The 20,775-nt window shown below is 73.7% G+C and carries 21 protein-coding genes and 1 pseudogene; 3 read left to right on the top strand and 19 right to left on the bottom strand.

Annotated elements, in window-relative coordinates; genetic code table 11:
- The 3 genes from H6X67_RS11280 to H6X67_RS11270 all read right to left on the bottom strand — a co-directional run.
- Positions 1 to 548, bottom strand: a 548-nt coding sequence (locus H6X67_RS11280; protein WP_249435542.1) for a ribonuclease H family protein, incomplete at its 3' end; no start/stop codon positions are given.
- 188 nt (positions 549 to 736) lie between these two features.
- Positions 737 to 1,003, bottom strand: a complete 267-nt coding sequence (locus tag H6X67_RS11275; protein WP_249367343.1) for an HPr family phosphocarrier protein — start codon at positions 1,001 to 1,003, stop codon at positions 737 to 739.
- Between the two features lie 142 nt (positions 1,004 to 1,145).
- Entirely contained in the window at positions 1,146 to 2,279 is a 1,134-nt protein-coding gene (locus tag H6X67_RS11270) for a GuaB3 family IMP dehydrogenase-related protein (RefSeq protein ID WP_249367344.1), read from the bottom strand.
- Between the two features lie 75 nt (positions 2,280 to 2,354).
- Here H6X67_RS11270 and H6X67_RS11265 point away from each other — a divergent pair, with 75 nt between their 5' ends.
- Complete coding sequence (locus tag H6X67_RS11265) at positions 2,355 to 3,116, top strand: exonuclease domain-containing protein (protein WP_249367346.1); 762 nt, start codon at positions 2,355 to 2,357, stop codon at positions 3,114 to 3,116.
- Between the two features lie 57 nt (positions 3,117 to 3,173).
- On the opposite strand, the gene H6X67_RS11260 is transcribed toward H6X67_RS11265, so the two are convergent.
- The 5 genes from H6X67_RS11260 to guaB all read right to left on the bottom strand — a co-directional run bounded on the left by H6X67_RS11260 (position 3,174) and on the right by guaB (position 8,685).
- Positions 3,174 to 4,271: an ABC transporter permease gene (locus H6X67_RS11260; RefSeq protein ID WP_249367348.1), complete on the bottom strand. Its 1,098-nt coding sequence runs from the start codon at positions 4,269 to 4,271 to the stop codon at positions 3,174 to 3,176.
- The gene (locus H6X67_RS11255) at positions 4,268 to 5,149 is read right to left on the bottom strand and encodes an ABC transporter ATP-binding protein (RefSeq protein WP_249367349.1); all 882 of its coding nucleotides are present in this window, start codon (positions 5,147 to 5,149) and stop codon (positions 4,268 to 4,270) included. The genes H6X67_RS11260 and H6X67_RS11255 overlap by 4 nt, the downstream gene beginning before the upstream one ends.
- Positions 5,150 to 5,225: 76 nt before the next feature.
- Complete coding sequence (locus H6X67_RS11250; protein ID WP_249367350.1) at positions 5,226 to 5,864, bottom strand: response regulator; 639 nt, start codon at positions 5,862 to 5,864, stop codon at positions 5,226 to 5,228.
- A complete protein-coding gene (locus tag H6X67_RS11245) occupies positions 5,861 to 7,159 on the bottom strand; it encodes a sensor histidine kinase (protein WP_249367352.1) in 1,299 nt (432 codons plus the stop codon). Before H6X67_RS11245 ends, H6X67_RS11250 begins: the two co-directional genes overlap by 4 nt.
- Positions 7,156 to 8,685 carry an IMP dehydrogenase gene (gene guaB / locus H6X67_RS11240; RefSeq protein ID WP_249367354.1) on the bottom strand — a complete coding sequence of 510 codons (1,530 nt, stop codon included), beginning with the start codon at positions 8,683 to 8,685 and terminating at the stop codon, positions 7,156 to 7,158. The genes H6X67_RS11245 and guaB overlap by 4 nt, the downstream gene beginning before the upstream one ends.
- A 309-nt stretch (positions 8,686 to 8,994) precedes the next feature.
- Here guaB and H6X67_RS11235 point away from each other — a divergent pair, with 309 nt between their 5' ends.
- The gene (locus tag H6X67_RS11235) at positions 8,995 to 9,282 is read left to right on the top strand and encodes a WhiB family transcriptional regulator (protein WP_249367355.1); all 288 of its coding nucleotides are present in this window, start codon (positions 8,995 to 8,997) and stop codon (positions 9,280 to 9,282) included.
- Between the two features lie 176 nt (positions 9,283 to 9,458).
- Here the strand turns inward: H6X67_RS11235 and groES are convergent, their stop codons facing one another.
- Both groES and H6X67_RS11225 read right to left on the bottom strand, forming a co-directional pair.
- The gene (gene groES, locus H6X67_RS11230) at positions 9,459 to 9,755 is read right to left on the bottom strand and encodes a co-chaperone GroES (protein ID WP_249367356.1); all 297 of its coding nucleotides are present in this window, start codon (positions 9,753 to 9,755) and stop codon (positions 9,459 to 9,461) included.
- Positions 9,756 to 9,942: 187 nt separating this feature from the next.
- Positions 9,943 to 10,707, bottom strand: a complete 765-nt coding sequence (locus tag H6X67_RS11225; protein ID WP_311765838.1) for a SanA/YdcF family protein — start codon at positions 10,705 to 10,707, stop codon at positions 9,943 to 9,945.
- Between the two features lie 112 nt (positions 10,708 to 10,819).
- Between H6X67_RS11225 and H6X67_RS11220 the strand changes: the two genes are divergently transcribed.
- Positions 10,820 to 12,121: a class I SAM-dependent methyltransferase gene (locus tag H6X67_RS11220; RefSeq protein ID WP_249367358.1), complete on the top strand. Its 1,302-nt coding sequence runs from the start codon at positions 10,820 to 10,822 to the stop codon at positions 12,119 to 12,121.
- A gap of 25 nt (positions 12,122 to 12,146) precedes the next feature.
- Here the strand turns inward: H6X67_RS11220 and tsaD are convergent, their stop codons facing one another.
- From tsaD to H6X67_RS11175, 9 genes and pseudogenes are all read right to left on the bottom strand, one after another.
- Complete coding sequence (tsaD, locus tag H6X67_RS11215; protein ID WP_249367359.1) at positions 12,147 to 13,193, bottom strand: tRNA (adenosine(37)-N6)-threonylcarbamoyltransferase complex transferase subunit TsaD; 1,047 nt, start codon at positions 13,191 to 13,193, stop codon at positions 12,147 to 12,149.
- A gap of 141 nt (positions 13,194 to 13,334) precedes the next feature.
- Positions 13,335 to 14,105 carry a succinate dehydrogenase/fumarate reductase iron-sulfur subunit gene (locus H6X67_RS11210; protein WP_249367361.1) on the bottom strand — a complete coding sequence of 257 codons (771 nt, stop codon included), beginning with the start codon at positions 14,103 to 14,105 and terminating at the stop codon, positions 13,335 to 13,337.
- Entirely contained in the window at positions 14,102 to 16,105 is a 2,004-nt protein-coding gene (locus H6X67_RS11205; RefSeq protein WP_249367362.1) for a fumarate reductase/succinate dehydrogenase flavoprotein subunit, read from the bottom strand. The genes H6X67_RS11210 and H6X67_RS11205 overlap by 4 nt, the downstream gene beginning before the upstream one ends.
- 24 nt (positions 16,106 to 16,129) lie before the next feature.
- Positions 16,130 to 16,885, bottom strand: a complete 756-nt coding sequence (locus H6X67_RS11200) for a succinate dehydrogenase cytochrome b subunit (RefSeq protein ID WP_249367368.1) — start codon at positions 16,883 to 16,885, stop codon at positions 16,130 to 16,132.
- Positions 16,886 to 17,306: 421 nt separating this feature from the next.
- A complete protein-coding gene (gene rimI / locus H6X67_RS11195) occupies positions 17,307 to 17,831 on the bottom strand; it encodes a ribosomal protein S18-alanine N-acetyltransferase (RefSeq protein ID WP_249367369.1) in 525 nt (174 codons plus the stop codon).
- Positions 17,832 to 17,878: 47 nt separating this feature from the next.
- Positions 17,879 to 18,574: a tRNA (adenosine(37)-N6)-threonylcarbamoyltransferase complex dimerization subunit type 1 TsaB gene (tsaB, locus tag H6X67_RS11190; RefSeq protein WP_249367363.1), complete on the bottom strand. Its 696-nt coding sequence runs from the start codon at positions 18,572 to 18,574 to the stop codon at positions 17,879 to 17,881.
- Positions 18,575 to 18,717: 143 nt separating this feature from the next.
- Complete coding sequence (tsaE, locus tag H6X67_RS11185; protein ID WP_249367364.1) at positions 18,718 to 19,272, bottom strand: tRNA (adenosine(37)-N6)-threonylcarbamoyltransferase complex ATPase subunit type 1 TsaE; 555 nt, start codon at positions 19,270 to 19,272, stop codon at positions 18,718 to 18,720.
- Entirely contained in the window at positions 19,269 to 20,540 is a 1,272-nt protein-coding gene (gene alr, locus H6X67_RS11180) for an alanine racemase (protein ID WP_249435541.1), read from the bottom strand. Before alr ends, tsaE begins: the two co-directional genes overlap by 4 nt.
- Positions 20,537 to 20,775: pseudogene (locus H6X67_RS11175) on the bottom strand (hypothetical protein); the annotation flags it as partial. The gene alr and the pseudogene H6X67_RS11175, both read right to left, overlap by 4 nt.

The raw sequence follows: 20,775 nt of genomic DNA, 5'->3' as shown, positions 1-20,775 counted from the left end.
GCGGCCCGGGCGTCCGGGGCCGGGGAGACCTCGCCGTCGGCCGGCTCGGACCCGCGTCCCGGCTGCACGGCCGGGGCTGCTCCCCCGCGCGTCCACCCCGGTCCCGAGGGCACCGCCGTGCCGCGCTGGTAGGCGGTGGCGGCGGCGCGGGCGCAGTCGTCGGCCCGCTCGTTGGCCGGGTGCCCGGCGTGGCCCTTGACCCACTCGAAGCGCACCGTGCGCCCGTCGAGGGCGGCGTCGAGGGCCCTCATGAGGTCGTCGTTGAGGACCGGCTTGCCGTCGGCCTTGCGCCAACCACGCCTCTTCCAGCCCGGCATCCACTTGGTGAGGGAGTTGATGACGTACTGGGAGTCGGCCTGGATGAGCAGGTCCTGGCCCGTGTGCGCGGTGGCGCGCAGCAGCTCGAGGACGGCGGTGAGCTCGCCCCGGTTGTTGGTGGACTCGGGCCAGCCGCCGGCGGCCCAGCAGGACTCGTCGACGTACCAGGCCCAGCCCGCGGGGCCGGGGTTTCCGAGGGCGGAGCCGTCCGCCGCGGCGATGATCGTCATGGCGCGAGACTACCGGTGCCCTGCCGGGAGGCCGTCCCCGCCGTCGGGACCCGGCGCCCGTCCCGGGGTTCGGGCCTCATGCACCCGGATGGGCCGGGCCACCGCCCCGCCCGCGATCCGGGCCCGGCGACGGCGACGGGGCACGCACCGTGCGGTGCGTGCCCCGTCGTGGCTGAGCCGTCGTGGTCTCAGGCGTCGAGGTCGGTCTCGAGCAGGGCCTTGAGGGCGTCGAGGGCGGTCTGAGCGCCCTCGGCCTCGGAGGCCAGGGTGACGACGTCACCGAAGCCGGCACCGAGCGTCATGACGCCGAGGATGGAGGAGGCGTCGACGGGGGCGCCGCCCTCCTTGGCGATCGTGACCGGGACGCCCTGCTCGGCGACGGCCTTGACGAAGGTGGCGGCGGGGCGGGCGTGCAGACCGACGCGGGAGGCGATGGTGGCGGTGACCTGTGCCATGAGAGCTCCTTGAGAGTCAGAGTTGGTGCCACGGTCGCGGCACCCGGTCCCGGGGCCGTGGCGGGTACGGACGGCGGGTCCGAACGTGGTCACCCTACCGGAACCCCGTACCTGTGCGGGAGCCCGGACGGGGCGGTGCGCCTCAGCGGCTGGGCGTGGCCGCGTAGGGCGCCAGGACCACCTCGACGCGCTGGAGCTCCTTGACGTCGGAGTAGCCGGTCGTGGCGAGCGTGCGGCGCAGGGCGCCGACGATGTTGAGGGTGCCGTCGGCGCGGTCGGAGGGGCCGTTGAGGATCTCCTCGAGAGTGCCGACCGTGCCCACCCAGGAGCGGTAGCCGCGGGGCAGGCGCTCGTGGTGGGACTCGTCGCCCCAGTGGTAGCCGCCGCCGGGCGCCTCGACGGCGCGGGCGAGGGCGGCGCCGAGCATGACGGCGTCGGCCCCGCAGGCGATGGCCTTGACGACGTCGCCGGAGTTGCCGACCGAGCCGTCGGCGATGACGTGGACGTAGCGGCCCGCGGACTCGTCGAGGAAGTCGCGGCGGGCGGCGGCGACGTCGGACACTGCGGTGGCCATGGGCATGTGCAGCCCGAGGACCTGGCGCACCGAGGAGGAGGCGCCGCCCCCCTGGCCGACGAGGACGGCGGCGGCGCCGGTGCGCATGAGGTGCAGGGCCGCGGTGTAGGTGGTGACACCACCGACGACGACGGGAACGTCGAGCTCGTAGATGAAGCGCTTGAGGTTGAGGGGCTCGACCGTGCCGGAGACGTGCTCGGCGGAGACGGCGGCGCCGCGGATGACGAAGAGGTCGACGCCGGCGTCGACGACGGTGCGCCAGTGCCGCTGCGTCTGGGCGGGGCTGAGCCGGCCGGCGACGACGACGCCGGCCTGGCGGACCTGGGTGAGGCGGGCGGTGATGAGCTCGGGACGGATCGGGGCCCGGTAGACCTCCTGCATCACCCGGGTGGCCTCCCCGGGGCCGGCCTGACGGATGCGGGCGTAGGCCTCGGAGGGGTCCTCGTAGCGGGTCCACAGGCCCTCGAGGTCGAGCACGCCGACGCCGCCGAGCCGGCCGACGAGGACGGCGGTCTGCGGGCTCATGACGGAGTCCATGGGGGCCGCCATGACCGGCAGGTCGAGGTGGTAGGCGTCGAGCTGCCAGCCCACGCGCACGTCCTGGGTGTCGCGGGTGCGCCGCGCGGGCACGAGCGCGATGTCGTCGAAGGAGTAGGCCCGGCGGGCGCGCTTGGAGCGCCCGATCTCGATCTCACCGCTCATGGGGTGATGGTAGAGCAGGCGGGCGGTGGGCTCGGGCCCCGTTGCGTGTCGGAGGCGGGTGGCACACTCGGTGCCATGAGCCACCTCACCCGTCGCACCCCCGTCCCCTCCCCCGCCGGATCGTGGGTCCACGGCCCGCTGCTGGGCTTCGACACGGAGACCACCGGCGTGAGCCCGACCCGGGACCGTCTCGTGACGACGGCGCTCGTCTCCCGGGGGCCGCTGGGTCCCGACGGCGGCCGCGAGCAGCAGGTGCGCACCTGGCTCGCGGACCCCGGCATCGAGATCCCCGCCGCGGCCACGGCCGTGCACGGGATCACCACGGAGCGCGCCCGTGCGGAGGGACGCCCTGCGGCCGAGGTGCTGGAGGAGGTCGCCGGGGCGCTGGCGACGGCGATGGCCCAGGGCACGCCTGTGGTCGCCTTCAACGCCTCCTTCGACCTCACCCTCGTGGAGGCCGAGCTCTCCCGCCACGGCCTGGCCACCCTGCGCCAGCGCCTGGGAGGCGAGGTCGCCCCGGTGCTGGACCCGCTCGTCCTGGACCGGGCGGTGGACCGGTGGCGCAAGGGCAAGCGCCGCCTGGGGGACATGTGCGCCGTCTACGGCGTGGAGGTGGACCAGGCACTGCACACGGCGGAGGTGGACGTGGCCGCGACGCTCGACGTCCTCGAGGCGATGGCCCGCACGCACCCGCAGGTGGGCGGCACGGACCTGGCGACCCTGCAGGGCTTTCAGGCCGAGGCCCACCGCGCCTGGGCGACGTCCTTCAACCAGTGGCTCACCCGCCAGGGCCGCACCCCCGACGCCGACCCCTCCTGGCCCCTGGCGGGGAGGTGACGACGGGCCGGCCGGGCCCGATGGCCCGGCCGGCCCGTCGCGCGGGAGGCCGTCGGCTCAGGAGGCCCTGGCCAGGGCCTCCTTCCAGGCCATCGCCTTGCCCGTGTGGAGCAGGCCGCGGTCGTAGACGCGGGCGCCCAGGACGATGACGGCTGCCGTGGTGGCGACCAGCAGCGCCACGGACACCACCGGCTCCCACCAGGACACGCCGCCCAGGAAGATGCGCACGGGCAGCGCGATGGGTGAGCTGAAGGGGATGTAGCTCAGCACCCTCATGAAGGTCTCGTTCGAGCCGCCGAAGGCGACCCCGAAGTAGGGCAGCATGATGAGCCACATCATCGGCTGCAGGACGCTCTGAAGGTCCTCGTTGCGCGAGACCAGGGCCGCGGCCGCGGCGAACATCGAGGCGATCATGACGAAGCCGATGATGAACAGCGGGACGAACCACAGCACCGGCGCCACCAGGTCACCCGCCGGCAGGACCTCGTCGTTGATGGCGAGCCCCAGCAGCACGGCCCCGGCGGTGAGCACGATCTGCGCCAGGGCGGCCAGCGAGTTGCCCAGGATCTTGCCGGTGAGCAGGGCCGTGGAGCTGATGGAGGCCAGAAGGATCTCGACGATGCGCGTCTCCTTCTCCTCCACCACCGACTGCGCGATGGTCATGCCGAAGCCCAGGGCGGCGGTCATCCACACCAGGGCGAATCCCAGCGGCAGCAGGTAGCGGATCACCGGGTTCGGGGCGTCGGGGTCGAGCAGCTCCACCACCGGGGAGACCGACAGCCCCTGAACGAGCGCGCTCGGCGGGTCGCTGAGCGCGAGGACGCGCAGGCCCACGGGGCTGTCGGCGTCGGGCACGACGGCGGCGTCGGCGCTCTCGTCCAGGACCGCCTGGCGGGCGGCCTCGGCGTCGGCCACCTCCATGAGCTCCACGCCCCCCACGTGCTGCAGCACGGCCGCCTCACCCGGCGCCGCCGCGACGGTGTCCGTCCCGCCTCCGATGATGTCGCCGATCCGCGGGCCCAGCACCACCGCCAGGAGCATGAGCAGCACGGTGATGAGCGTGGAGATGATGAAGGCCTTGGACAGGAACCGGGCCGTGATCTCGCGGCGCGCGACGACGGCGACGGTGGTCCTGAAGCTGGGTCGGGTGCTCACTTGGTCATCTCCTTGTAGGTCTCGTGAAGGGAGCGGGTCACGCGCCGGAAGACCGTGACGGTGCCGCGGCGGAGCGCGTCCTCCAGGACCCGGTTGGCGCCGGCGGCGTCGGCGGCCCGGAAGCGGACGTAGCCGCCGTCGTACTCGACCACCTCGGTGCCGCTGTCCCCCACCCACCCGGTGTCCGCGCCGGTCTCCATCTCCCACTCGTTGGTGGTGGAGGCCTCCAGCAGCTCGGTGCGGGTGCCCTCGGCCCGGATCTCGCCGTCGCGGATGATGACGAGCCGGTCGCACAGCCGCTCCACGACGTCGAGCTGGTGGGAGGAGAACAGGACGGGCGCGCCCTGGGCGGCGTACTCGCGCAGCACCTGGACGGTGGCGTCCACGGACTCGGGGTCGAGCCCGGAGAAGGGCTCGTCGAGGATGAGGGCGGCGGGCCGGTGGACGAGGGCCGCGGCGATCTGCACGCGCTGCTGGTTGCCCAGGGACAGGGACTCCAGGGTGTCGGTCGGCTCGCCCTTGAGCTGGAGGCGCTCGAGCAGCTCCAGGCTGTGGCTGCGGGCCTCCGCGGCCTCCAGCCCGTGCAGCCGGGCGAGGTAGACGAGCTGGTCGATGACCTTCATCTTGGGGTACAGGCCCCGCTCCTCGGGCATGTAGCCGATGGAGGCGCGCTGGTCGGCGGTGATGGGCTCGCCGTCGACGAGCACCTGGCCGCGCTGAGCGGCCAGCACGCCCAGGATGATGCGCATGGCGGTGGTCTTGCCGGCGCCGTTGCCGCCGACGAAGCCGGTCATCATCCCGGGGTGGACGTCGAAGGAGACGTCCTTGAGGACATGCTTCTCACCGAAGAAGCGGTGCACGTTGCGTACGCTGATCATGGCCCCAGGCTAGGCGGGCGCCCCGGCCCGCCACCTCCCGCAGCAGGGTGAGAGCGCGCCTCCCCCGCGCGGGGGATCAGGTGGCCACGCCGTGCCTGAAGGCCCAGATGACGGCGGCCACCCGGTCGCGCAGGCCGAGCTTGGCCAGGATGTTGGACACGTGCGTCTTGACGGTCTCGGTGCTCACGTACAGCTCGGCCGCGATCTCCGCGTTCGTCAGGCCGCGCGCCAGGCACCGCAGGGTGTCGACCTCCCGCTCCGTCAGATCCGCCTGCGCCCCGGCGCCCACGGGTGGGGCTCCGGCGTAGCGGATGAGGACCCGGCGGGTGACCTCGGGCATGAGCAGGGCGTCACCGCGCCCCAGCACCTGCACGGCCTCGATGAGCTTCTCCGCCTCGGCCGTCTTGAGCAGGAAGCCGCTGGCGCCGGCGTCCAGGGTCTCGAAGAGGAAGTCGTCACGGTCGAAGGTGGTGAGGATGAGCACGGCGGCCCGGCACCGGCGTGCGACGAGCTCGCGGGTGGCGGCGATGCCGTCCATGACCGGCATCTGCACGTCCATGCAGATGACGTCGGGGTCCAGCCGTGCGGCCAGGTCCAGGGCGTCGGCCCCGTTGGCCGCCTCCCCCACCACCTCCAGGCCCGGCTCGCTCTCCAGGATGGTGCGGAAGCCCGCCCGGATGAGCATCTGGTCGTCCACGAGCAGCACCCGGGTCATGCCGGCTCCCCCACCGGGGTCCGGGCGTCGCCCACCGGGATCCGGGCGCGCACGCGGAAGCCGCCGCGGGGCTTGGTGCCCGCCTCCAGGGTGCCGCCGACGGTGACGACCCGCTCGCGCATGCCGACCAGGCCCGTGCCGGTCCCGGGCACGCGGCTGCGCCCGCCGTAGCCGTCGTCGGAGACCTCGAGCTCGACCAGCTCGGGGCGCACCCGCAGGCGCACCGCCACACTCGCCCCGGGACCCGCGTGCTTGGCCGCGTTGGTCAGGCCCTCCTGCGCCACCCGGTAGAGGACCAGCCCGATGACGGGGCTGACCTGCACCGCCCCGCCGACCTGCTCGAAGGCGGCACGGGTGCCGGCCAGGCGGGCCTGCTCCACCAGCTGGGGGATGTCGTCGACGGTGGGCGGCGCCCCCTCCTGGCCGTCGCTGCGCAGGGTGAGCACCAGGGCGCGCAGCTCGGTGACGGCCTGGCGTGCGGCGGACTCGATCTGCCGGAGCGGGGCGGCGGCCTCCTGGGGGTCGCGCTCGAGCAGGCGTCGCGCGGCCGCGGCCTGGACGGACATGGTGGTGACGTGGTGGGCGACGACGTCGTGCAGCTCGCGGGCGATGCGCAGCCGCTCCTGCCCGACGGCGGCCTCCACGAGCTCGGCGCGCAGCCCGCGGATGTCGGCGTAGGCGCGCTCGAGCTCGGCGTGCTCCACGGCCCGCACCCACTCCCGGTCGCCGAAGTACCAGGCCCCGGCGAAGAAGGCGATGTTGATGAACAGGCGGTACGCCACGACCGCCAGGAGCTGGCGGACGACGATGACCTCACTCGTCCCCAGGGCATGGACGTACAGGTAGACGAAGGAGGCCACCAGCCACGCCCCCATGCCCACGCAGATGAGCACGCGCACGCGCGTGGCCCGCTCCCGCTGCACCGACCAGGCGCCGATGGAGAAGAAGGACAGGAACAGCACCACCTGCGCGGTGTTGAGGTCGAATCCCGTGAGGTGGCTGAGCACCCCGTAGGCCAGGGCCTGGACCATCCCGGTGGTCAGCGGCCACCGCCGGCGCCAGATGAGCGGCACCGCCAGCAGCACGCTGCCGAGCACCTGCCAGGGCATCGCCCGGTCGAAGTAGATGATCCCGCCCGCGGCCGACAGCCAGGACATCAGGGCGCCGAGCGCCGCCAGCAGGGCCGCGGTGACGGCGTCGGTGCGCAGGTAGCCGGCGGGAAGCGGTCGGGCGGGCGCAGCCGGGCGTCCCGGCCCGTCCGGGGCCCCGGCGCCGCCCACCGGCCGGGAGGTCATCCGCGGCCCGAGTAGTTGGGGGCCTCGACGGTCATCTGCACGTCGTGCGGGTGGGACTCCTTCAGGCCCGCCGCGGTGATGCGCACGAACTGGCCGTTGGCCTTGAGCTCGCCGATGGTGCGGGCGCCGACGTAGAACATCGACTGGTGCAGGCCGCCGACGAGCTGGTAGACGACGTCGGCCAGGGAGCCGGAGAAGGGGACCTGCCCCTCGATGCCCTCGGGGACGATCTTGGAGTCGCTGGACACGTCCGCCTGGAAGTAGCGGTCCTTGGAGTAGGAGCGGCGGCCGCGCGAGCTCATGGCGCCCAGGGAGCCCATGCCGCGGTAGCGCTTCCACTGCTTGCCGTTGACGAAGACGAGGTCCCCGGGGGACTCGGTGCAGCCGGCGAGCAGCGAGCCGAGCATGACGGTGTCCGCACCGGCGACCATGGCCTTGGCGATGTCGCCGGAGTACTGCAGGCCGCCGTCGGCGATGAGGGGCACGCCGGCGGGGGCGCAGGCGAGGGCGGCCTCGTAGACGGCGGTGACCTGGGGCACGCCGACGCCGGCGACGACGCGGGTGGTGCAGATGGAGCCGGGGCCGACCCCGACCTTGACGGCGTCGACACCGGCGTCGATGAGCGCCTGGGCGCCCTCGCGGGTGGCGATGTTGCCGCCGATGACCTCGATGCCGGCGAATCCGGAGTCGTTCTTGATCCGGGAGATCATGTCGAGGGCGAGGCGGGCGCCGCCGTTGGCGGTGTCGACGACGAGCACGTCGACGCCGGCCTCGGCCAGGGCGCTGGCGCGCTCCCAGGTGTCGCCCCAGTAGCCGACGGCGGCGCCGACGACGAGGCGGCCCTCGGCGTCCTTGGTGGCGTTGGGGTACTGCTCGGTCTTGACGAAGTCCTTGACCGTGATGAGGCCGGTGAGGCGGCCCTCGGCGTCGATGAGGGGCAGCTTCTCGATGCGGTGCTCGGCGAGCAGGGCCTTGGCGTCGTCGCGGGAGATGCCGGTGGGGCCGGTGATGAGGCGCTCGCGCGGCGTCATGCAGTCGCGCACGCGCAGCTCGGCCCAGCTCTCGGCGGGCACGAAGCGCAGGTCGCGGTTGGTGATGATGCCCAGGAGGTTGCCGTCGTCATCGACGACGGGCAGGCCGGAGACCTTGTAGTGGCCGCACAGCTCGTCGAGCTGGGCGATGGTGGCGTCCGGGGTGATGGTCACGGGGTCGGAGACCATGCCGGACTCGGAGCGCTTGACCCTGCGCACCTGCTGGGCCTGGTCCTCGATGGACAGGTTGCGGTGGAGGATGCCGATGCCGCCCTGGCGGGCCATGGCGATGGCCATGTCGGACTCGGTGACGGTGTCCATGGCCGCGGACAGCAGCGGCGTGGACAGGGTGATCTTCTTGGTCAGGCGGGAGGTCGTGTCGACCTCGGAGGGGATGACGTCGGTGAGCCTCGGCAGGAGGAGGACGTCGTCGTAGGTCAGGCCGGTGGGTGCGAAGAGGTCGGAGTTGGTGATCGAGTCGCTCACCCTCCGCATGGTAGGTCGGTGCCGTCAACGCACGCACCCCGGGGGCGCGTCATCATCCTCACGCCCCGCCCGGGCGGGGCGGGTGCCGCCGGGGCGGCGGGTCTGTCGTTGCCCGGAGGGTGGACGGCAGGCGTGTGCCACTCGTTACCATGCCGTGACTCAGGGCCCCGGCCCGGACCGGGCCGGGAGAAATGGCTCAGTTTCAACGCTTTCCCTTGGACTTCCGCCACTGTCGGGGCATAATGCGGCCCAGTCCACGATGCGGGCACGGTCGCCCGGCCTCCGCGTCACGCCATGACAGCCGGGAGGAGGCGCGGAATGCCGAAGCAGTCACTCCATCCCGGACCTGTGAGCACGGGGTGGGAGTGGCGTTACGAGGGCGCGTGCACCGGCATGGACTCCTCCGTCTTCTTCCACCCCGAGGGTGAGCGGGGCAGCTCGCGCCGGCGCCGTGACGACGGTGCGAAGGCCGTGTGCGCGACCTGCCCGGTCATCATCCGCTGCCGTGAGCACGCGCTGGCGGCTCACGAGCCCTACGGGGTGTGGGGCGGGATGACCGAGGAGGAGCGCCGCTCGGCGCTCGGCCGCCGACCCTACGGCTCCTGAGCGCCCGGGAGCGGCCCCGCCCACGGGCACCGCTCCCACCCGTTCCCGCAGACGCCGGCACAAGGCGCCCGGAAGGCCCCGGGGCACGCACGAGGGGCCGGTGGGGACACACGGGTGTCCCCACCGGCCCCTCGTGCGTGCTCCTCAGCCGGCGGCGGCTGCGCGGAGCGCCTGGGTCACTTGGTGACGACGGCGAGGACGTCGCGCACGGAGAGGATGAGGTAGTCCTCGCCGTCGTACTTGACCTCGGTGCCGCCGTACTTGGAGTAGATGACGAGGTCGCCCTCGGCGACGTCGACCGGGATGCGCTTGCCGGAGTCGTCGACGCGGCCCGGGCCCACGGCCACGACCTTGCCCTCCTGCGGCTTCTCCTTGGCGGTGTCCGGGATGTACAGGCCGGAGGCGGTGGTCTGCTCGGCCTCGACCGTCTGGACGACGATGCGGTCCTCGAGCGGCTTGATGGAGATCGCCATGGCGTCCTCCCCTTCTCGCTTCTTCAGCGTCCTTCGCGCGCAGCGCGCGTCGTGTGTGTGGTGTGCACGTCCTCGGTGAGGCGGGCCGCCGTCGCGGGGGCCGGTCCGTCAGCGCCGGGGGCGCGGGCCGCGGTACCGGTGCTGCCGGTGCCGCGTCTGGCGCCGAATCTACGCGCGGCGTTAGCACTCAGTCAATGTGAGTGCCAGGTCGTGGTCCCGGGTTCGCCGACGGCGTTCGCGTCCCCGGTGCTCGCGTGTCCAGGCGACGGCCTCGTCCACACCGTCCTCGCGCCCACCGAGCACCGGCTCGCGCCCGCTGAGCACGTCCCAGCCGGCCTTGAGCGCCGCTGCGCGCTCCCTCAAGCCACGAGCGCAGCCAGGTGGCCCGGTTCGCCCGCGCGCGGGTGTCCGCCACGCCCTGGGCGTCGATCCCGGCCTGACGGCACAGGGCCACGGCCCTGGGCGCGTGGAAGTCCTGCGTCACGACGAGCGCCCGGCTCACCCCGAAGACCTCGCGGGCGCGCACGCAGGTGTCGCGGGTGTCGTAGCCGTGGCGGTCGAGGACGACGGCCTCGGCCGGGACCCCTGCCGCGACGAGGTGGTCTCGCATCGCCCCGGGCTCGTCGTGGGAGCGCCCGCCCCCGGCGCCGGAGACGAGCAGGGCGTCCACGCGGCCCGTGAGGTACAGGTCGGCGGCGACGTCGAGCCGGTGGGCCAGCCACGGCGAGGACCTGCCCGAGGGGTGCACGCGGGCTCCCAGGACGATGGCGACGGGCGCGGTGGCGTCTTCGTCACCGCTGCCGGCCTCCCTCAGGCGCCCCGCGCTGGCGGCCCAGACCCACGTGTTGGCGGCAGCCGTCAGGACGACGGCCACGCCCAGCAGCGCCCACGCCACCCGGCGCAGGCGCCCACGCGCCCCACCACCAGGCCCGCCACCCGTGCTCCGTGCCACCGCGCTGCCCTCCTCCCGCCGCCGGGGTGGCGGCGGGTCCAACCTATCGCCACCCGGGTCCCGAGCCGCAGCGCAGTGCCCTGCGCCCTCACGGGCGTGGGAGGATCACCGGGTGAACGACACGTCGCCGGCAGCCGCCCTCGCCCCGCTGCTCACCCCCGAGGGCTGGGCCCTGCTCGGCAGCCTGCCCCCCTACGAGGAGTCCGAGGCCCTGCGTCTGGGAGAGTCCCTGCGCGCCGCCGGACACGACGGCGCCCTCGTCGCCGCCGCCCTGACCCAGCAGCGCCTGCGCTCGCGCGCGGCCGCCAAGTTCGGTGACTTCGCCCAGCGGATGCTCTTCACCCCCGACGGGCTCGAGCAGGCCACGCGCCTGGCGGTCTCCGCCCACCATGCGGCCCGCTACGCCCGGGCCGGGGTGAGCCGGGTGGCGGACCTGGGCTGCGGGATCGGCGGCGACGCCCTCGCCCTGGCGGGCCTGGGCCTGGACGTGCTCGCCGTCGAGCGCGACGAGCCGACGGCGGCCCTGGCCACCGTCAACCTCATGCCCTTCGAGCGGGCCCGGGTCCGGTGCGCGGACGCCCTCACCGTGGACCTGGAGGCGGAGGACGTGGACGCGGTCTTCGCGGACCCCGCGCGGCGCGCGAACGGCCGGCGCCTGAGCGACCCCGAGCAGTGGTCGCCCAGGCTGAGCCAGGTCCTGGCGCTGCGCGAGCGCGTCGGGGCCGTGGGGGTCAAGGTTGCGCCGGGGACCGACCACGCGGTGATGCCCCCGGACTGTCACGCCCAGTGGGTCTCGGTGGCCGGCGACGTCGTCGAGGCCGCCCTGTGGTGCGGGCCGCTGGCCCCCGAGGGGCCGGGGCGCTCCGCGCTCGTCCTGTCGCCGGGCCCCGATGCTCAGCTGCGCACCCACCTCCTTGTCGACCCGGTGGCGACAGACCCCTCCAGCGAGCCGGAGCAGCTGGACCCGGTGCGCGGCACGGAGGAGCTGGGCGAGTACCTCATGGAGCCCGACGGCGCCGTCATCCGGGCAGGGCTCGTCGCCGAGGTCGCCCGGCGCACGCTCTCGCGCCCGGTGGGCACGCGCATCGCCTACCTCACCGGTGACACGCTGCCGGAGCCGGCGCTGGCCCCCTTCGTCACCTGCTGGCGCCTGCGAGAGGTGCTCCCGCTGCACCTGCGCAGCCTCAAGGCGCGGGTGCGCGAGCGGGGCATCGGCCGCCTGGAGATCCACAAGCGCGGGGTGGACGTCTCCCCCGACGCCCTGCGGGCCTCCCTCAGGCTCCGCGGCCCGGCGGGCGAGACCTGGGTGCTCACCCGCGTCGGGCAGCGCGCGGGCTCCCGTGGCGCAGGGGCCGCTCGGGCCGCGGGCGGGGCGGGGTCGAAGGGCGCTGTGCTCGTCGTCGAGCCGGTCTGAGGCGGGCTCAGTCGGCCCGGCCCCGTCAGCGGGCGATGATGACGTCGAGCGGCATGCCCGAGTCGGGGGCGAAGTCCATGGGGCTGGGGGCGGCGCCCGCGCGCACGGCGGCGGCCCCGAGCGCGGCGATCTGGGCGCCGTTGTCCGTGCAGTAGCGCAGCGGCGGCACCCGCAGGGTGAGGCCGGCGGCCTCGCAGCGCTCGGCGGCGAGCGAGCGCACCCGCGAGTTCGCGGAGAACCCGCCGCCGATGACGAGGGTGTCGACCTCCTGGTCGAGGCAGGCCTGGACGGCCTTGGCGGTCAGTGAGTCGTTGACGGCCTCGGAGAAGCCCGCGCACACATCCTCCCGGGGCACCGCCAGGCCCTGGTCCTCAAGGGACTCGACGTAGCGGGCGACGGCCGTCTTGAGGCCGGAGAAGGAGAAGTCGTAGCGGTGGCGCTCCTTGTCCTTGCCCGCGGCCAGGCCCCGGGGGAAGCGGATCGCCGTGCGGTCCCCCTCCTGGGAGAGGCGGTCCACGTGCGGGCCCCCGGGGTAGGGCAGGCCGAGCAGCCGCCCGACCTTGTCGAAGGCCTCACCCGCGGCGTCGTCGAGGGTGCCGCCCAGCTCGACGACGTCGGTGGCGATGTCGCGCACGGCGAGGAGGTTGGAGTGCCCGCCGGAGACGATGAGGCCGACGAAGCGCTCGGGCAGGGGCCCGTCGACCAGCTCGTCGACGGCGAGGTGCCCGATGACGTGGTTGACGCCGTAGAGGGGCCTGCCGGTGGCGGCCGCCAGGGCCTTGGCGGCGCTGATGCCGACGGTGAGGGAGCCGATGAGGCCGGGACCGGCGCACACGGCGATGGCGTCCACCTCTGACAGGTCGACGTCGGCCCGGGCGAGGGCGGCGTCGAGGGTGGGCAGGAAGGACTGCAGGTGGGCTCGGGAGGCGATCTCGGGGATGATGCCGCCGAAGCGGGCGTACTCGTCCATGGAGGTGGCGACGATGTCGCCGAGCAGCTCGCGTCCGCGCACGAGTGCCACGCCCGTCTCGTCGCAGGTGGACTCGATTCCCAGGATCAGCGGTTCACTCACGCGCACCAGCCTAGCGCCCGGGCGCCGGAGGCCGGCCCACCGCGCACCGTCCTCACCCGCCGTGCTCGGCCTCCCCGCACACGACGCACCCCCGCGCCCGTCAGGGGGCGTGGGGGTGTGCCGGTCAGCGGTGGCGGCGGCTCAGTGGGCGCGGGCGTCGGCCCACAGGGCGTGGCCGAGGTCGCGGTTGAGTCGCGTGATGACCTCCAGCGGGACGGACTTCGGGCAGACGGCGGCGCACTCACCGATGTTGGTGCAGCCGCCGAAGCCCTCGGCGTCGTGCTGGTTGAGCATGCTCACGACGCGGGGCAGGCGCTCGGGCTGGCCCTGCGGGAGCAGGCCCAGGTGGGCGATCTTCGCGCCGGTGAAGAGCATGGCGGAGGCGTTCGGGCAGGCGGCCACGCAGGCGCCGCAGCCGATGCAGGCCGCGGCCTCGAAGGAGGCGTCGGCGTTCTCCTTCTTGATCGGGGCGGCGTGCGCGTCCGGGGCGGCACCGGTGTTGACCGAGATGTAGCCGCCGGCCTGGACGATGCGGTCCAGGGCGGAGCGGTCCACGATGAGGTCCTTGAGGACCGGGAAGCCGGTCGAGCGCCAGGGCTCGATGGTGATGGTGTCGCCGTCCTTGAAGGAGGGGTCCTCGGCGAGGTGGCGCATGTGCAGCTGGCAGGTCGTCGAGCGGATCGGGCCGTGGGCCTGGCCGTTGATGACGACGCCGCACTGGCCGCAGATGCCCTCGCGGCAGTCCGAGTCGAAGGCGACGGGTTCCTCGCCGGCCTGGAAGAGCTGCTCGTTGAGCAGGTCCAGGACCTCGAGGAACGACATGTGCTCCTCGATGCCCGACATCGAGTACTCCTCGAAGCGGCCCGCGGTGGTCTGGTTCTTCTGACGCCAGATCTTGAGCTTGATGTTCACTTGTAACTCCGCTGCTTGAGCTCGATGTCGTTGTAGATGAGGGGCTCCTTGTGGAGGACCGGCGGCTGGTCGTCACCGGCGAACTCCCAGGCCGCGACGTAGAGGAACTCGTCGTCGTGGCGCAGGGCCTCACCCTCGGGGGTCTGGGACTCGGCCCTGAAGTGCCCGCCGCAGGACTCACGGCGGTGCAGGGCGTCGATGCACATGAGCTCGGCGAGCTCGAAGAAGTCGAGCAGGCGGCCCGCCTTCTCCAGCGCCTGGTTGAGCTCCATCGCCTCGCCCGTGACACGGGCGTCGCGCCAGAACTCGGCCTTGAGCTCGCGGATCTGCGTGATGGCCTCGCGCAGGCCCTCGTCGCGGCGCTCCATGCCGCAGTACTCCCACATGATGCGGCCCAGCGCCATGTGGAAGTCGTCCACGGAACGGGTGCCCTTGAGCGCCATGAGCCGCTCGATGCGGTCCTTGACCGTGGCCTCGGCCTCGGCGATCTCGGGGGCGCCGGGGTCCACCTTGCCCTCGCGCAGCATGTCGGCGAGGTAGTCGTTGAGCGTGTTCGGCAGGACGAAGTAGCCGTCAGCCAGGCCCTGCATGAGGGCGGAGGCGCCCAGGCGGTTGGCGCCGTGGTCGGAGAAGTTCGCCTCGCCGGCCACGTACAGGCCCGGGACGTTGGACTCGAGGTCGTAGTCCACCCACAGGCCGCCCATCGTGTAGTGGACGGCGGGGTAGATGCGCATCGGGACCTCGTAGGGGTCGTCACCGGTGATGCGCTGGTACATCTCGAAGAGGTTGCCGTAGCGGGCGGAGACCGCGTCCTTGCCCAGACGGCCGATGGCCTCGGAGAAGTCGAGGTAGACGCCACGGCGCATCATGCGCTGGGTGCCGTCCGGGGCGGTCTCCTTGATGGCCGGGCCGACGCCGCGGCCCTCGTCGCACATGTTCTTGGCCTGGCGGGAGGCGATGTCACGGGGGACGAGGTTGCCGAAGGCCGGGTAGATGCGCTCGAGGTAGTAGTCGCGGTCCTCCTCGGCGATCGTGCGCGGGTCCTTGTCGCAGTCCTCGGCCTTCTTGGGCACCCAGATGCGGCCGTCGTTGCGCAGGGACTCACTCATGAGCGTGAGCTTGGACTGGAAGTCGCCGGACTGGGGGATGCAGGTCGGGTGGATCTGCGTGTAGCAGGGGTTGGCGAAGTAGGCGCCCTTGCGGTACGCGCGCCAGATGGCGGTCGCGTTGCAGCCCATGGCGTTGGTCGACAGGAAGAAGACGTTGCCGTAGCCACCGGTGCACAGGACGACGGCGTCGGCCAGGTGGGTCTCGATCTCGCCGGAGACCATGTCGCGGGCGATGATGCCCTTGGCCTTGCCGTCCACGAGGATGAGCTCGACCATCTCGTGGCGGCGGTACTCCTTGACGGTGCCGGCCGCGACCTGGCGCTCGAGGGCCTGGTAGGCGCCGATGAGCAGCTGCTGGCCGGTCTGGCCGCGGGCGTAGAAGGTGCGCGAGACCTGCACGCCGCCGAAGGAGCGGTTGTCGAGCATGCCGCCGTAGTCGCGGGCGAAGGGCACGCCCTGGGCGACGCACTGGTCGATGATGCTCGCGCTGACCTCGGCCAGGCGGTAGACGTTGTCCTCGCGGGCGCGGTAGTCGCCGCCCTTGACGGTGTCGTAGAAGAGGCGGTAGACGGAGTCACCGTCGTTGCGGTAGTTCTTCGCCGCGTTGATGCCGCCCTGGGCCGCGATGGAGTGCGCGCGGCGGGCGGAGTCCTGGTAGAAGAAGCACTTGACGTTGTAGCCCTGCTCGCCGAGTGAGGCGGCAGCGGCACCACCGGCCAGGCCGGAGCCGACGACGATGACGTCGAGCTTGCGGCGGTTGGCGGGGTTGACGAGCTTCGCGTTGAACTTGCGCTGCTCCCAGCGCTGCGCGATCGGGACGTCGTGGGGGGCCTTGGTGTCGGCGATCGCGTCGCCCTGGCGGTAGAGGCCCTCGATGAGCTCAGCAGTCATGGGTGTAGTCACTCAACTCTCGTGTCAGTGGGCAGCGACGCCGCAGTGCTCGGCGAACTCGGAGGCGGCGGTGCCGATGGCCTCGCAGAACTGCGGGTAGTACTCGGCGTCGGTCATCGGCATGTCGGTCCAGCCGAAGAGGATGGCGGTGGGCACGCACATGAAGCCGACGAGGAGCACGAGGGCCACCAGCGTCGCGATGATGCGGATGTAGGGGACGATCCTCGTGCGGGTCAGGCCGAGGGTCTGCAGGGCGGACCACACGCCGTGCCAGGCGTGCAGGGCCAGGGCGGCGATGGCGATGAGGTAGATGAGGTACACCCACCACAGCTGGAAGCCGTAGTACATGTTCTGGAAGGCGCGTCCGTGGACGTACTCGCCGCCGGGGGTCAGCGACAGCGTCGTGAACTGCAGGATGTGCCAGACGATGAAGAAGAGGAGGATGACGCCGCCCCAGCGCATGGTGCGCATGGCGTAGCGGGAGGCGTAGTACTCGGCGTTGGACTTCTTCACGGCGTACTTGTCGTTGCCGCGGGCCTTCTTGTTGCGGTGCCACAGGTGGAAGGCGGAGCCGGCGTGAGCCAGGAGCAGGGCCAGCAGCGCGACGCGCATGATCCACAGGAACCCGCCGTAGGGCAGCAGCGGCTGGAGCAGCTGGCGCAGCCAGATGGCGTAGTGGTCGTAGGCGATCTCACCCTCGAAGTAGTGGGTGTTGCCGTACATGTGGAAGATGACGAAGAGGAGGAAGACGATGCCGGACCACGCCATGAGTCGCTTCATGAACACGGTGGTCGAGAAGGCGGTGCGCTTCTTCTTGGGGGAAAGAGTCTTTGGGGCCACGGGAACAGCGTAACGAGGGGCCGGGCACCCTTGGTCCTATGCCTGCGCACGATGACGCGCCCCCTTCGCGCTGCCGCGGCGTCCACGGCGTCATGGCGCCAAAAGACCCGGTCCGTGCCGGCTCGTGCCCGACCCGCAGGACAGGGCGGGCGCGCCCGGGGAGGGCGGCATTTGGTGACGCATTCGTCAGACAAATAACGTCGGCCTCCGGCGGGGCCGGGACGCGCCCCTGCCGGCCCGGGTCCACGGCCCGCCGGCCCCTGCCCGAGCCGGCCGCCCCGGCACCGGCGGCCGCCCGGAAGAACCAGACGGTCCCCCAGTGGAACTTGTCCGGCCGCCCCGGCACCGGCGGCCGCCCGGCTCAGCGTCCCGCGACGGCCTCGGCGCCCACGGGCCCCGGCCCCCGGCCCGGCCCCAGGCGCAGGCGCATGACGAGGGCGTCCTCGTCCGGCGCCGTGTAGTAGCGCCTCCTCGTGCCCAGCGCCTCGAAGCCGTGGCGCGCGTAGAGGGCCTGGGCCCCCGTGTTGGAGGCTCGCACCTCCAGCAGCACGTGCTCGCAGCCCCGTCTGCGGGCCTCGGCGAGGAGGTGGTCGAGCAGCAGGGTGGCGACGCCCCGCCTGCGGGCCGCCGGGGCGGTGGCGATGGTGAGCAGGTCGGCGTCGCCGCGCCCGTCGCCGTACCACAGGCCCGCGTAGCCGAGCAGGGCGGCCCTGTCGGCGGCCGCCTGGCCGGCGGCAGGGGCCTGCTCGACGACGGCGTAGGCGCGGTCCGCCCCCGGGCCTCCGGCCGCTGCGAGCTCGTCGGCGAGCAGCGCGGCGCTCCAGGCCTCCGCGCCGAAGAGCTCGGTCTCCAGGGCCGCGACGAGCGGCAGGTCCGCCTCGGTCATGGGCCGCAGGCGCATCGCGCCGTCGCCGGGCACGGAGCCGGCCCGGCTCACAGGGCGCGCTTGCGGGCGGCGGGGACCTGGGCGTCGGCGTGACGCAGGTAGAGGGGCTCGGTGCCCAGCGGCCCCTGCCCGACGGCCAGCCGCGCGAGGGCGACGCGCACCTGGGCGGCGGCGTCGCCGGAGAAGGGGACCAGGGCCGGCCTGCCGTCCACGACCTCGGGGTAGAGACGGGTCCCCGAGCCGGCGACGGCGTCGGCGTCCGTGGGCAGGTCAGCGGGAGCCAGGACCTCGATGCTGCTCAGACGCTCGACGTCGTCGGGGCCCTGGGCGCGGTAGAGGGCCGTGTAGACCTCCTGGCGGCGGGCGTCGGTGAGCACGCGCACGGTGGCGCCCTCCCCCAGCTCGTCGAGAGCGGCGCGGGCGACGGCGTCGAGGCTGGGCACGCCGTGGACGGGCACGCCACGCACGCGGGCGACGGTCCGGGCGGAGACGAGGCCCGCGCGCAGCCCGGTGAAGGGGGCCGGCCCCGTGGCCGCGACGACGGCGTCCAGGGGGCGGGCGGCGACCTGCGGGTCCGCGAGGGCGGCGGCGAGCATGGGGCCGAGGGACTCGGCGTGGCGGCGCGAGTCCGGCTGGGAGGAGCGGGTGAGGACCCTCAGCCCGACGCGGCCGTCGGCGTCGGGGGAGGCGTCGCAGACGAGGAGCTCGGTGCCGAGGGAGGAGTCGATGGACAGGACGCGCACGGGGACAGCCTAGGTCAGAGGCTGTCACGATCCAGGCCATGGGGCGCGTCCCGCCCGCCGCGGCGGCCGCTCGTCCGCGCGATCACGCGGGACCTCAACGCGCCGGGCGGCTGCGGGCACCCCAATGGCCTGGATCGTGACACTCAGGCCAGGACGGTGAGGTCGGTGCCCGCCCAGCGCGGCCCGATCGCGGTGACGGTGACGCTACGGCGGCCGTCGTCGACCTCCTCCAAGTCCGCCGGACCGGCCTCAGGCGCCCGCCCACTGCTGCCCGCGAGGGCGCCGTGGGGGCGGTCGACCCGGATCTCGAGACGGTTGTCGCTCAGCGCCTCGACCTTGTCCTCACCCCACTCGACGAGGGTGACCGACTCGTCCAGGGAGGTGTCCAGGTCGAGGGCGTCCACCTCCTCCAGGCTGCTCAGCCGGTAGGCGTCGACGTGGACGAGGTCCGGCCCCTGCCCCAGGGCGGGGTGGACGCGGGCGATGATGAAGGTCGGTGAGGACACGCGCCCGCGCACGTCCATGGCGGAGCCGATGCCCTGGGCGAGGGTCGTCTTGCCCGCGCCCAGCGCGCCCGACAGCATGACGAGGTCCCCGGCGCGCAGGAGGGCGGCGAGGCGGGCGCCCAGCGCGCGCGTGGCGTCGGCGTCGACCGTCTCGACGACGACCGTGCGGTTCTCGGCGTGGTCCTGGCTCACTGGTCCTCCTGGCTCGTGGTGACGCGGGGCACGTGGGGGCCCAGGCGCGTGACGATCTCGTAGTTGATGGTGCCGCACACAGCGGCCCACTCGTCGGCGGTGGGGACGGTGCCGGTGGGCTCCGGGGCCCCCCAGAGCACGGCGGTGTCCCCCGCGCGGGCGGGGCAGGGCAGGTCCCGGCCACCGGCGTCCACGGCGGGCCCCAGGTCGATGACGAGCTGGTCCATGCAGACCCTGCCCACGACGGTGGTGCGCAGGGCGCCGACGGCGACCGGCCCGGCGCCGGCGGCGTGGCGGGGGACGCCGTCGGAGTATCCGAGCGGGACGAGGCCGAGCCACCGGTCCGTGGGGGCGCACCAGGTGCCCCCGTAGGAGACGGGGGTGCCGGCGGGTACGCGCTTGGCCATCGTCAGGGGCGCCTCCAGGCGCATGACGGGGGTGAGGCCGAGGTCGGCAGAGGTGGCGACGGCGGGGTCCGGGGACAGGCCGTACAGGCCGATGCCGGCGCGCACGAGGTCGAGGCGGGTGGCCGGGTGCCACAGGAGGCCGCCGGTGGCGGCGAGGTGGCGCACCCGGGGGGCGAGCCCGGCCCCGGTCACCACGGCCTCGGCACGGCGGAAGCGCTCCAGGTGCTCCTCGGTGGAGCCGGAGGCGGGCTCGTCGGCGCGTGAGAGGTGGGACCACAGCCCGACGACGTCGAGCACTCCTCCGGCCTCGGCGGCGCGGGCGGCGGCCGCGAGCACGGGCAGGTCCTCAAGGACGGCCCCGGCGCGGGACATGCCGGTGTCGGCCTTGAGGTGGAGGCGGCCGGGGGCACCGCCGTCGGCCACGTGGGCGGCGCAGGCGGCGGCGACGGCGTCGAGCTGGGCGGGGGTGGAGGCTGACAGGTCGAGGTCGGCCTCGAGAGCCCGGCGCAGGGGGGAGCCGGGGGCGGCGGCGGCCTGCGGGGACAGGACGGGGGCGAGCCAGCACATGAGCCGCGGCGCCTCGGGGGTGGGGGCGGCGTCGGGGCCGGGCTCGGGGCGGGAGACACCCGCCCGGTCGAGCAGGTCGCGCAGGTGCAGGGCCTCGGCCAGCTGGGCGACGCCGAGCCAGGTGGCGCCGGCCGCCAGGCAGGTGAGGCTCACCGGCCCGATGCCGTGGCCGTAGGCGTCGGCCTTGACGACCGCCATCCAGGGCGTCCCTGCGGTCTCGGCCAGGACGCGCGCGTTGTGGGCGAGGGCGTCGAGGTCGATGACGGCGCGGGAGGTGGCGGCGGGCTGTCTCACGGTCGGGATTCTCCCACCAGTGAGAGCAGGTGCTCGACAGCGGCAGGCACGGCGCCGGCGACGTCGAGGGCGGTGACGGGGCGGCCTGCCGTGGGGCGCGCACCGGTGGCCGGGGCAGCCGGGGCGGTGGGGTCTGCCGGCCCGGTGCCGGAGGCGATGGCGCCGGCGAGGGCGTGGACGCGCACGGCCAGCGCGGTGCAGGCGGCGACGTCGGGCTCGGTGAGCGGGTCCGGGC

Source organism: Actinomyces sp. AC-20-1, from assembly GCF_023369555.1.
Lineage (GTDB): Bacteria > Actinomycetota > Actinomycetes > Actinomycetales > Actinomycetaceae > Actinomyces.
The sequence above is the reverse complement of the archived record's forward strand: the minus strand, read 5'-3'. Positions and strand labels throughout refer to the sequence as shown.

What these genes read in the sequence shown, in the direction of transcription:
- H6X67_RS11275 (WP_249367343.1), bottom strand. Translation starts at nt 1,003, where the DNA reads ATGGCACAGGTCACCGCCACCATCGCCTCCCGCGTCGGTCTGCACGCC.
- H6X67_RS11270 (WP_249367344.1), bottom strand. Translation starts at nt 2,279, where the DNA reads ATGAGCGGTGAGATCGAGATCGGGCGCTCCAAGCGCGCCCGCCGGGCC.
- H6X67_RS11265 (WP_249367346.1), top strand. Translation starts at nt 2,355, where the DNA reads ATGAGCCACCTCACCCGTCGCACCCCCGTCCCCTCCCCCGCCGGATCG.
- H6X67_RS11255 (WP_249367349.1), bottom strand. Translation starts at nt 5,149, where the DNA reads ATGATCAGCGTACGCAACGTGCACCGCTTCTTCGGTGAGAAGCATGTC.
- H6X67_RS11250 (WP_249367350.1), bottom strand. Translation starts at nt 5,864, where the DNA reads ATGACCCGGGTGCTGCTCGTGGACGACCAGATGCTCATCCGGGCGGGC.
- H6X67_RS11245 (WP_249367352.1), bottom strand. Translation starts at nt 7,159, where the DNA reads ATGACCTCCCGGCCGGTGGGCGGCGCCGGGGCCCCGGACGGGCCGGGA.
- guaB (WP_249367354.1), bottom strand. Translation starts at nt 8,685, where the DNA reads ATGCGGAGGGTGAGCGACTCGATCACCAACTCCGACCTCTTCGCACCC.
- H6X67_RS11235 (WP_249367355.1), top strand. Translation starts at nt 8,995, where the DNA reads ATGCCGAAGCAGTCACTCCATCCCGGACCTGTGAGCACGGGGTGGGAG.
- groES (WP_249367356.1), bottom strand. Translation starts at nt 9,755, where the DNA reads ATGGCGATCTCCATCAAGCCGCTCGAGGACCGCATCGTCGTCCAGACG.
- H6X67_RS11205 (WP_249367362.1), bottom strand. Translation starts at nt 16,105, where the DNA reads ATGACTGCTGAGCTCATCGAGGGCCTCTACCGCCAGGGCGACGCGATC.
- H6X67_RS11200 (WP_249367368.1), bottom strand. Translation starts at nt 16,885, where the DNA reads ATGAAGCGACTCATGGCGTGGTCCGGCATCGTCTTCCTCCTCTTCGTC.
- rimI (WP_249367369.1), bottom strand. Translation starts at nt 17,831, where the DNA reads ATGACCGAGGCGGACCTGCCGCTCGTCGCGGCCCTGGAGACCGAGCTC.